Source organism: Flavonifractor sp. An10, assembly GCF_002161215.1.
GTDB classification, from domain to species: Bacteria; Bacillota; Clostridia; order Oscillospirales; family Oscillospiraceae; genus Flavonifractor; species Flavonifractor avistercoris.
Genome location: NZ_NFMB01000006.1, coordinates 310,824 through 318,894 on the forward strand (window position 1 = coordinate 310,824; position 8,071 = coordinate 318,894).

At 65.2% G+C, this 8,071-nt stretch carries 9 protein-coding genes; 8 read left to right on the forward strand and 1 reads right to left on the reverse strand.

The window, feature by feature from the left end; translation table 11 throughout:
* The first annotated feature begins 30 nt into the window (after positions 1 to 30).
* The 5 genes from B5E42_RS12755 to B5E42_RS12775 all read left to right on the forward strand — a co-directional run bounded on the left by B5E42_RS12755 (position 31) and on the right by B5E42_RS12775 (position 4,836).
* Positions 31 to 2,262, forward strand: coding sequence for a bifunctional (p)ppGpp synthetase/guanosine-3',5'-bis(diphosphate) 3'-pyrophosphohydrolase (locus B5E42_RS12755; RefSeq protein ID WP_087240220.1), 2,232 nt, complete (start codon positions 31 to 33; stop codon positions 2,260 to 2,262).
* 263 nt (positions 2,263 to 2,525) lie between these two features.
* Positions 2,526 to 2,735 carry a hypothetical protein gene (locus tag B5E42_RS12760; RefSeq protein WP_087240222.1) on the forward strand — a complete coding sequence of 70 codons (210 nt, stop codon included), beginning with the start codon at positions 2,526 to 2,528 and terminating at the stop codon, positions 2,733 to 2,735.
* Complete coding sequence (locus B5E42_RS12765) at positions 2,725 to 3,933, forward strand: ATP-grasp domain-containing protein (protein WP_087240224.1); 1,209 nt, start codon at positions 2,725 to 2,727, stop codon at positions 3,931 to 3,933. Before B5E42_RS12760 ends, B5E42_RS12765 begins: the two co-directional genes overlap by 11 nt.
* A complete protein-coding gene (locus tag B5E42_RS12770) occupies positions 3,930 to 4,139 on the forward strand; it encodes a hypothetical protein (RefSeq protein WP_087240226.1) in 210 nt (69 codons plus the stop codon). Before B5E42_RS12765 ends, B5E42_RS12770 begins: the two co-directional genes overlap by 4 nt.
* Positions 4,132 to 4,836, forward strand: coding sequence for an amino acid racemase (locus B5E42_RS12775; RefSeq protein WP_087240228.1), 705 nt, complete (start codon positions 4,132 to 4,134; stop codon positions 4,834 to 4,836). Before B5E42_RS12770 ends, B5E42_RS12775 begins: the two co-directional genes overlap by 8 nt.
* 5 nt (positions 4,837 to 4,841) lie before the next feature.
* Here B5E42_RS12775 and B5E42_RS12780 read toward each other — a convergent pair whose 3' ends face one another.
* Entirely contained in the window at positions 4,842 to 5,099 is a 258-nt protein-coding gene (locus B5E42_RS12780) for a DUF6809 family protein (protein WP_087240230.1), read from the reverse strand.
* A gap of 85 nt (positions 5,100 to 5,184) precedes the next feature.
* Between B5E42_RS12780 and B5E42_RS12785 the strand changes: the two genes are divergently transcribed.
* From B5E42_RS12785 to B5E42_RS12795, 3 genes are all read left to right on the forward strand, one after another.
* The gene (locus B5E42_RS12785; protein ID WP_255397027.1) at positions 5,185 to 5,394 is read left to right on the forward strand and encodes a helix-turn-helix transcriptional regulator; all 210 of its coding nucleotides are present in this window, start codon (positions 5,185 to 5,187) and stop codon (positions 5,392 to 5,394) included.
* Positions 5,395 to 6,037: 643 nt separating this feature from the next.
* Complete coding sequence (gene murE / locus B5E42_RS12790; RefSeq protein ID WP_087240232.1) at positions 6,038 to 7,555, forward strand: UDP-N-acetylmuramyl-tripeptide synthetase; 1,518 nt, start codon at positions 6,038 to 6,040, stop codon at positions 7,553 to 7,555.
* The coding region (locus tag B5E42_RS12795) for a QueG-associated DUF1730 domain-containing protein (RefSeq protein WP_141242536.1) at positions 7,545 to 8,071 on the forward strand (527 nt) is incomplete at its 3' end. The genes murE and B5E42_RS12795, both read left to right, overlap by 11 nt.

The window sequence follows — 8,071 nt, forward strand, 5'->3', positions numbered from 1 at the left end:
GCACGCTTGTAACAACGGGAGGTCTCCGGTATGGATCCCATTTTGGAGCGCTATCAGGCGCTGGAGGAAAAAATCAAGGAATACAACCCGGCGCTGGACACACAGCGCCTGTTCAGCGCGTTTACTTACGCGGACAACGCCCACGCCGGGCAGCTGCGCAAGGACGGCTCCCCCTACATCACCCACCCCCTGGCGGTGGCGGAGATCGTGGCGGAGCTGGAGCTGGACACCGACTCCATCATCGCGGCCCTGCTCCACGACTGCATCGAGGACACCGGCGCCACCCACGAGGAGATCGCCAAGCTCTTCGGCAATACGGTGGCCGACCTGGTGGAGGGGGTCACCAAGCTGACCCGGGTGCAGTACACCTCCAAGGAAGAGGAGCAGATGGAGAACCTGCGCAAGATGCTCATGGCCATGGCCAAGGACATCCGGGTGATCCTCATCAAGATCTGCGACCGGCTGCACAACATGCGCACCATGGAGTACCAGTCCCCCCGCAAGCAGAAGGAAAAGGCCCTGGAGACCATGGAGATCTACGCGCCCATCGCCCACCGCCTGGGCATGCAGCGCATCAAGTGGGAGCTGGAGGACACCTCCCTGCGCTACCTGGATCCCGTGGGCTACAAGGAGATCGCCGACGAGCTGGCCGCCCGCTCCTCCGCCCATGAGGAGTTCCTGGCCTCCGTCCAGAAGCGCATCACCGACCGCCTGGCCCAGGAGGGGGTCAAGTGCACCGTCTACGGCCGGGTGAAGCACATCTACTCCATCTACCGCAAGATGTACACCCAGAACAAGACCATGGACGAGATCTTCGATCTCTACGCCTTCCGGGTGATTGTGGACGACGTGCCCGAGTGCTACAACGTGCTGGGCGTGATCCACGACCTCTTCAACCCGGTGCTGGGCCGGTTCAAGGACTATATCTCCACCCCCAAGCCCAACGGGTATCAGTCCCTCCACACCACGGTGATCGGCCGGGAGGGCATCCCCTTCGAGGTGCAGATCCGCACCCGGGAGATGCACCACACCGCTGAGTACGGCATCGCCGCCCACTGGAAGTACAAGCAGGGCATGGCCAACGCCAAGCTGGGCACCGAGGAGGCCTTCGAGTGGGTGCGCAAGCTGCTGGAGAGCCAGCAGGACGTGGACGCGGAGGAGTTCGTCCGCACCATGCGGGTGGATCTCTTTGCCGACGAGGTGTTCGTGTTCACCCCCCGGGGGGACGTGATCAACCTGCCCGCCGGGGCCACCCCCATCGACTTTGCCTACAACATCCACTCCGCCGTGGGCAACCACATGACCGGCGCCAAGGTCAACGGCCGCATGGTGCCCTTCGACACCCCGCTGAACAACGGCGACATCGTGGAGGTGATCACCTCCAAGTCCGCCCACGGCCCCAGCCGGGACTGGATGAAGATCTGCAAGTCCAACGAGGCCCGCAACAAGATCCGCCAGTGGTTCAAGAAGGAGCGGCGGGAGGAGAACATCGCCACCGGCCGGGCCTCCTTTGAGTCGGAGCTCAAGCATGCCGGGCTGTCCCTGGCGGCCATCACCGCCGAGGATGTGCTCCCCTTCATCCTCAAGAAGGTGCGCTTCGGCACCCTGGACGAGCTGTACGCCGCCATCGGCTACGGCGGCATGTCCGCCCAGAAGGCGGTGGTGCGGGTCAAGGACGAGATGACCCGGCTGGATCGGCTCCACGCCGAGCAGGCCGCCGCCGACAAGGCCGCCCAGGAGGCCTCCATCCACCCCGCCACCGGCAATCCGCCCCCCATCCCCGTCCAGGTCACCGGCAAGCACGGCCAGAGCGGCATCATCGTGGAGGGCATCGACAACTGCCTGGTGAAGTTCGCCAAGTGCTGCACCCCCGTGCCCGGCGACCCGGTGGTGGGCTTCATCACCCGGGGCTTCGGCGTGTCCGTCCACCGGGCCGACTGCCCCAACGCCGACCCCGCCCGCCGCAAGCCGGAGGAGGCCGGCCGGTGGATCAAGGTGTCCTGGGCCACCGGGGAGCTGTCCTCCTACCAGACCGCCCTGGAGATCTCCGCCAAAGACCGGGACGGCCTCACCCTGGACGTGGCCATGGCCCTGTCCTCGGCCAAGGTCAAGACCACCAACCTGTCCGCCCGCTCCATGCCCGACGGCTACGCCACCGTCCACATCGTGCTGGAGGTCAAGGATCAGTCGGAGCTCACCGGCGTCATCAATAAGCTGGGCCAGATCCAGGGCGTGTACCAGGTGAAACGGGCATCAGGCTGAGAATGCTTCCAGGGGGGACGTTGTCCCCCCTAGATACGCGGTCACCGCGCCGCCCTATGGGCGGCACAATGACCGCGATACCCCCCTCACCCGCGCCCGCGCGGGTGGTTGCCCGCCGGTGGCGGAGCAAGCAGTGGTGTGCTGCGCAGGCACGTGTCCTGCTCCGCACATTCTATGAATTGATTTCCACCCTGGCGGGCGGAAACTCTGCGAGGCTGTAGGGGCGGATATCATCCGCCCGTCCGGTTTAAGGAGAATGGAACATGACAAAAATAGAGAACATGCGGGAGGAGACCGGCCTGGGCCGGTTGCTCTCCGAGTGCTTCGCCGGGGGGGAGCTGCTCCGGCGGGAGCTGCGCCTGAGCCGGGCCCAGGCCGAGCGCCTGGCGGCGGACTACCCCGCCCAGGTGCGGCCCATGGGCGAAAATTGGTATGAGATTACTTTCCAGGGGGCGTATTTCCATGGCAACTGAGTTTGTGCCCGTGCTGCTGGGCTCCGACATCAACGCCTACAGCATGGCCCGGGCCTTTCACGAGGCTTACGGCGTCAAGACCATCGTCTACGGTATGTTTCCCGCCAGCGTGTGCGCCGGCAGCAAGATCATCGACTACCGGGTGCGGGAGCACAACGACCGGGTGGACAAGGTGCTGGAGAACGTCACCGAGGTGGCGAAAGAGTTCCCAGACAAGAAGATCCTGGTGCTGGGCTGCGGGGACAACTACCTCAACGCCATCTCCGCCAACCTGCCCAGCTACCCGGAGAATGTGATCGCGCCCTATGTGAACCTGGACATGCTGGAGACCCTGATCCACAAGGAGAAGTTCTACCAGCTGTGTGACCAGTACGGCATCGACCACCCCGCCACCGTGGTGTACCACAAGGGCATGGGCCACGACTTCACCCTGCCCTTTGACGGTCCCTTTGTGGTCAAGCCCGCCGAGTCGGACACATACTGGAAGCACCCCTTCCCCACCCAGAAGAAGGCCTACATCCTCCAGACACGGGAGGAGGTGGATCAGGTCATCGACCAGATCTACGGGGCGGGGTATGAGGACTCCCTGATCCTCCAGGACTTCATCCCCGGCGACGACAGCTACATGCGGGTGGTGACCAACTACTCCGGCGCCGACGGCAAGGTGCGGCTCATGTGCGTGGGCCACGTCCTGCTGGAGGAGCACACCGGCCACGCCATCGGCAACCACGCGGTGATCATCACCGAGCCGGAGCCGGAGCTGTGCGAGAAGCTAAAGAGCTTCCTGGAGGCCATCCATTTCACCGGCTTCTCCAACTTCGACATCAAGTTCGACCAGCGGGACGGCAAGTTCAAGGCCTTTGAGATCAACTGCCGCCAGGGGCGCAGCAACTACTACGTCACCGGCGCGGGGTACAACCTGGCCAAGTACCTGGTGGAGGATCGCATCGAGGGCAGGCCCTGTGAGCTGACGGTGACAAAAAACCGCCACCTGTGGTGGGTGATCCCCAAACAGGTGGCCTACGACTATGTGAATCCCAAGTATCATGAGGAGATGCGGGCGCTGGATCAGGCGGGGGCCTCGGTGAACCCTCTGTTCTACGGCCCGGACAACGGCCTGATGCACAAGCTGCGGATTCTGCGGGGGCAGCGCCGCTACGTGGGCTGGTACGCCTCCTGCATGGAGAAAGTGAAATGACGGAACAGCGCCTCGGCATCCTGGGCGGCATGGGGCGCCCCACCCGGCTTACGCCGGGCGGGGACCCCGGTGATTTTATCTGCTCGGGGCAAATAAATTGCCCCGGCATCAAGGTTTTGGCCGCCGGCCAAAACGCTTGGGCCGCCGCACCTGCGGCGCAGGGCCCCATGCCGGCGATTTGCGTGGAGGGAACGGAGTATGCCTGAACAGCGCCTCGGCATCCTGGGCGGCATGGGGCCCCAGGCCACCCAGGACTTCTATCAGCGGATTCTGGACCGCACCGACGCCTCCTGCGACCAGGAGCACCTGCCCACCCTGATCTGGAGCGACACCTCCATGCCCGACCGCACCGCCGCCATCCTGGGGGGCGACGCGGAGGGCTGCTACCGGCGGCTGCTGGAGGGCGCCCGCCTGCTGGAGCGGGGGGGCTGCACCGTGCTGGCCATCCCCTGCAACACCTCCCACTACTTCGCCGATCGGCTCCAGGGGGAGATCTCCATCCCCCTCATCCACATGCCCAGGGAGACCGTGGGCGTGCTGGCGGCGGCGGGCCAGAAAAAGGTGGGCATCCTGGCTACCGACGGCACCGTCCAGACCGGCATCTACCAGAAGGAGTGCGGCGCCCGGGGGATTGAGGCCGCCGCGCCCCCGCCCGAGGTGCAGAAGCTGGTCATGAGCATCATCTACGACGAGATCAAGCGGGGGGAGAAGGGCTCCCGGGAGAAGTTCGCCGTCATCGACAAGTGGCTGCGCGCCGCCGGATGCGGCGGGGCCATCCTGGCCTGTACCGAGCTGTCCGTCTACCGCACCTACCACGGCCTGCCCGACTACTACCTGGACGCCATGGACGTGCTGGCGGAGAAGTGCATCACCGCCTGCGGCTACAAGCTGCGGATGGTGTAGCGGCTTTACGGACACTGGGCCGACGCGCCCAGGTAGAGCCCGGCCCGGAAAGCGGCCAGAAAGATGGCCTTCTGCTCCATATCCCTTGCAATTTCGGACATGTACTGGTAAGATTCCAGTTGTACTGCCTGTTTTGGCGGGAGGGCCTGCATCAAGGCGCCGTACTGGGCCGACGCGCGAGTGCGGTTTTCCTCATATTCCGGGTCGTCGGTCTCCAGATGCTCCAGAATGTAGTTGTAGATATGGAGTAAAAAGCCGGTCATTTCTGTACCCCCTTAGAATGTCCCGTTCGGTCCTATATCATTATAATTGTCCCAATCGGTCCTGTCAAGAGAAAGGAGCTGTCCTGTGTCAATTTTATCGGAAAGAATCCTTTCTCTGCGGAAAGAACGCGGCCTGAAACAAGAGGAAGTGGCTGACCAGACGGGGATCGGCTACCGTTCCTATCGCCGGTATGAGGCCGGGGAACGGGAACCCAATGCTTCCACCATTGTCATCCTGGCCGACTACTTTAACGTCTCCGCCGACTACCTGCTGGGCCGGACAGACAGCCCGTAGGGGCGGATATTATCCGCCCGCCCCATGGAGGCGCCGGCCTCCGGCGGCCCCACTTTCTTTCCAAAAAAAGTGGGGGGAAAGAAAGGGCAGGGCGGGGAATTTCGATTTTCCCCGCCCTGCACCCACCCCTTGAAACGACCAATCAGGGGGGCCTGCGGGCCCCCCTATTGGATGTACCCCCCGGAGCTGTTCTACAGGCAGCTTACCGGCGGCGAAGGCTTACTTCGTAACGCCTCCGCCGCTCGGGGGCAACACTGTAGGGCGCGGCATCCTTGACGCGCCGTTTCCAAGCCGCCATAAACATCGTGGTATTTCAGAGGCATGGCACCGACGGCGGCCCGGCGGGCCAAGTCGGTACAACGCAACAACTTTCAGGGCTTGCAGGGTAATCCCGATGCGTGCAACCCGAGGCGCGGCAGCGCCTGTGTTATAAGTGCCAATGGAGCGGGCGGCGATGCCGGCCCGATCCTTGCAAGCCAAACACAGCCCACCGCCGCCATGAGCCCTCCGTTTCGGGGGGCGCCGGGGGCACACCCCCGGCCCCTTCTTTCCCCCCATTTCTTTGGGAAGAAATGGGGGCGCCCGCCGCGCAGGCGCGTCCCCGGGGGAGGAATCCCCCATTCCAAACAAGGTGGTGAACCAGATGAACCGACCCCGTCTCCCCCTGGGGGACTACTATCAGCTGCTGCTCCGCCACAAGCTGGTGGCGGACGATACCCCCCTGGCCGCCGACGCCACCCGCCCGGTGGCGCTGGTGTCCTGCGACTCCAAGGTGGTGATCCCCAACACCCTGTTTATCTGCAAGGGGGCCAAGTTCAAGCCCGAGTACCTGCGGGACGCCATGGGGAAGGGGGCCTTTGCCTACGTCAGCGAGACGGCCTACCCGGAGGTGTCCCTGCCCTGCATCCGGGTCACCGACATCCGGCAGGCCATGGGCCTGCTGGCCGACCGGGCCTTCGGCCACCCCTCCAGGGCGCTGAAGATCACCGGCATCACCGGCACCAAGGGCAAGACCACCACGGCCTACTACTTCAAGTCCATCGTGGACACCTGGCTGGCCGGGCAGAACCACCGGGAGAGCGCCCTGCTGTCCACCATCGTCACCGATGACGGGGTGGAGCGCAAGCCCGCCAAGCTGACCACGCCGGAGCCGCTGGATCTCCAGAAGCACCTGTCCCACGCCGTGTCCGCCGGAGCGGACTACCTGACCATGGAGGTGTCCAGCCAGGCGCTGAAGTACGGCCGGGTGATCGGGGTGGATCTCACCTGCGCGGTGTTCCTCAACATCGGGGAGGATCACATCTCCCCGGTGGAGCACCCCAATCTGGAGGATTACCTCAACTCCAAGCTGCTGATTTTCAAGCAGGCCAAAAACGCCTGCGTCAACCTGGACTGCGACCACGTGGAGCAGGTGCGCGCCGCCGCGGAGCAGTGCCCCCGTGTGGTCACCTTCTCCCAAAAATTCCCCTCCGCCGACGTATACGGCTCCAACGTGCGCAAGGAGGGGGACAGGATCGCCTTCCACGTGTGCACACCTCGGTACGAGGGGGAGCTGGCTATCTCCACACCGGGCCTGTTCAATGTGGAAAACGCCCTGGCCGCCGTGGCGGCGGCGGAGGTGTACGATATCCCCCGGGAGGCGGTGGCCGAGGGCCTGGTCAGTGCCTTTGTCCCCGGCCGCATGGAGCACTACGTCAGCCGGGACGGGCAGATCTCGGTGATTGTGGACTACTCCCACAACGGCATGAGCCTCCAGAATGCCCTGCGCTCCGTCAAGGCGGAGTACCCCGGCCGGGAGCTGACGGTCATGTTCGGCTGCACCGGCGGCAAGGGCATCGACCGCCGGGAGGGCATGGGCAGCGCCGCCGGGCAGTGGGCCGACCGGATCATCCTCACCGAGGACGACCCCGGCCCCGAGGAGGTGGAGGCCATCTGCGCCGACATCGGGGTGTTCGTGTCCGCCCACGGCAAGGACTACACCGTCATCCCCAACCGGGAGATGGCGGTGGAGCAGGCCATCCTGGGGGCCAGCCGCCCGGCGGTGGTGCTGCTGGCGGGCAAGGGCTGCGAGACCGCCCAGAAGCGGAAGAACGGCCCCGAGCCCTGCATCCCCGACGGCCAGCTGGCCCAGCGGGTTTTGGACAAGTACGATGCTGGATGAGCTGTTCGCGGCCGCCGGGGCCGCCGCCTGGGGCGGCGCGGCCTTCCGGCGGCTGCTGCCGTTTTTGTCCACCGGTGCCCTGGAGAAGGTGGAAAACCTCTGCCCCCGGCCCCGGACGGTGCTGGCGGCGGCCTTTCCCTACTTCGCCGGGGAGCGGCCGGGCAACCTGTCCCTCTACGCCCGGGGGGAGGACTACCACGCGGTGGTGGTGCGGCGGCTAAATACGGTCTGTGAAGCACTGGCCGAACAATACCCGGGGGAATCGTTTTTCCCCTCTGCCGACAACTCCCCTCTGCCGGAGCGGGAGGCGGCCTGGCTGGCGGGGATCGGCCTGCGGGGAGCCAGCGGCCTGCTGATCCTGCCCCCCTACGGCACCTATGTGTTTCTGGGCACCATCCTCACCGGCGCGGCGCTGGAGCTGCCGGAGCGGCCCCCGGCCCCGGACTGCCCCCGCTGCGGGGCCTGCCGGGCGGCCTGTCCCGCCGGGGCCATGGGGGCAGACTCTTATACACATCT

Coding starts and splice junctions, on each gene's coding strand:
- B5E42_RS12760 (WP_087240222.1), top strand. CDS start 2,526: ATGACAAAAATAGAGAACATGCGGGAGGAGACCGGCCTGGGCCGGTTG.
- B5E42_RS12770 (WP_087240226.1), top strand. CDS start 3,930: ATGACGGAACAGCGCCTCGGCATCCTGGGCGGCATGGGGCGCCCCACC.
- B5E42_RS12755 (WP_087240220.1), top strand. CDS start 31: ATGGATCCCATTTTGGAGCGCTATCAGGCGCTGGAGGAAAAAATCAAG.
- B5E42_RS12775 (WP_087240228.1), top strand. CDS start 4,132: ATGCCTGAACAGCGCCTCGGCATCCTGGGCGGCATGGGGCCCCAGGCC.
- B5E42_RS12765 (WP_087240224.1), top strand. CDS start 2,725: ATGGCAACTGAGTTTGTGCCCGTGCTGCTGGGCTCCGACATCAACGCC.
- B5E42_RS12780 (WP_087240230.1), bottom strand. CDS start 5,099: ATGACCGGCTTTTTACTCCATATCTACAACTACATTCTGGAGCATCTG.
- murE (WP_087240232.1), top strand. CDS start 6,038: ATGAACCGACCCCGTCTCCCCCTGGGGGACTACTATCAGCTGCTGCTC.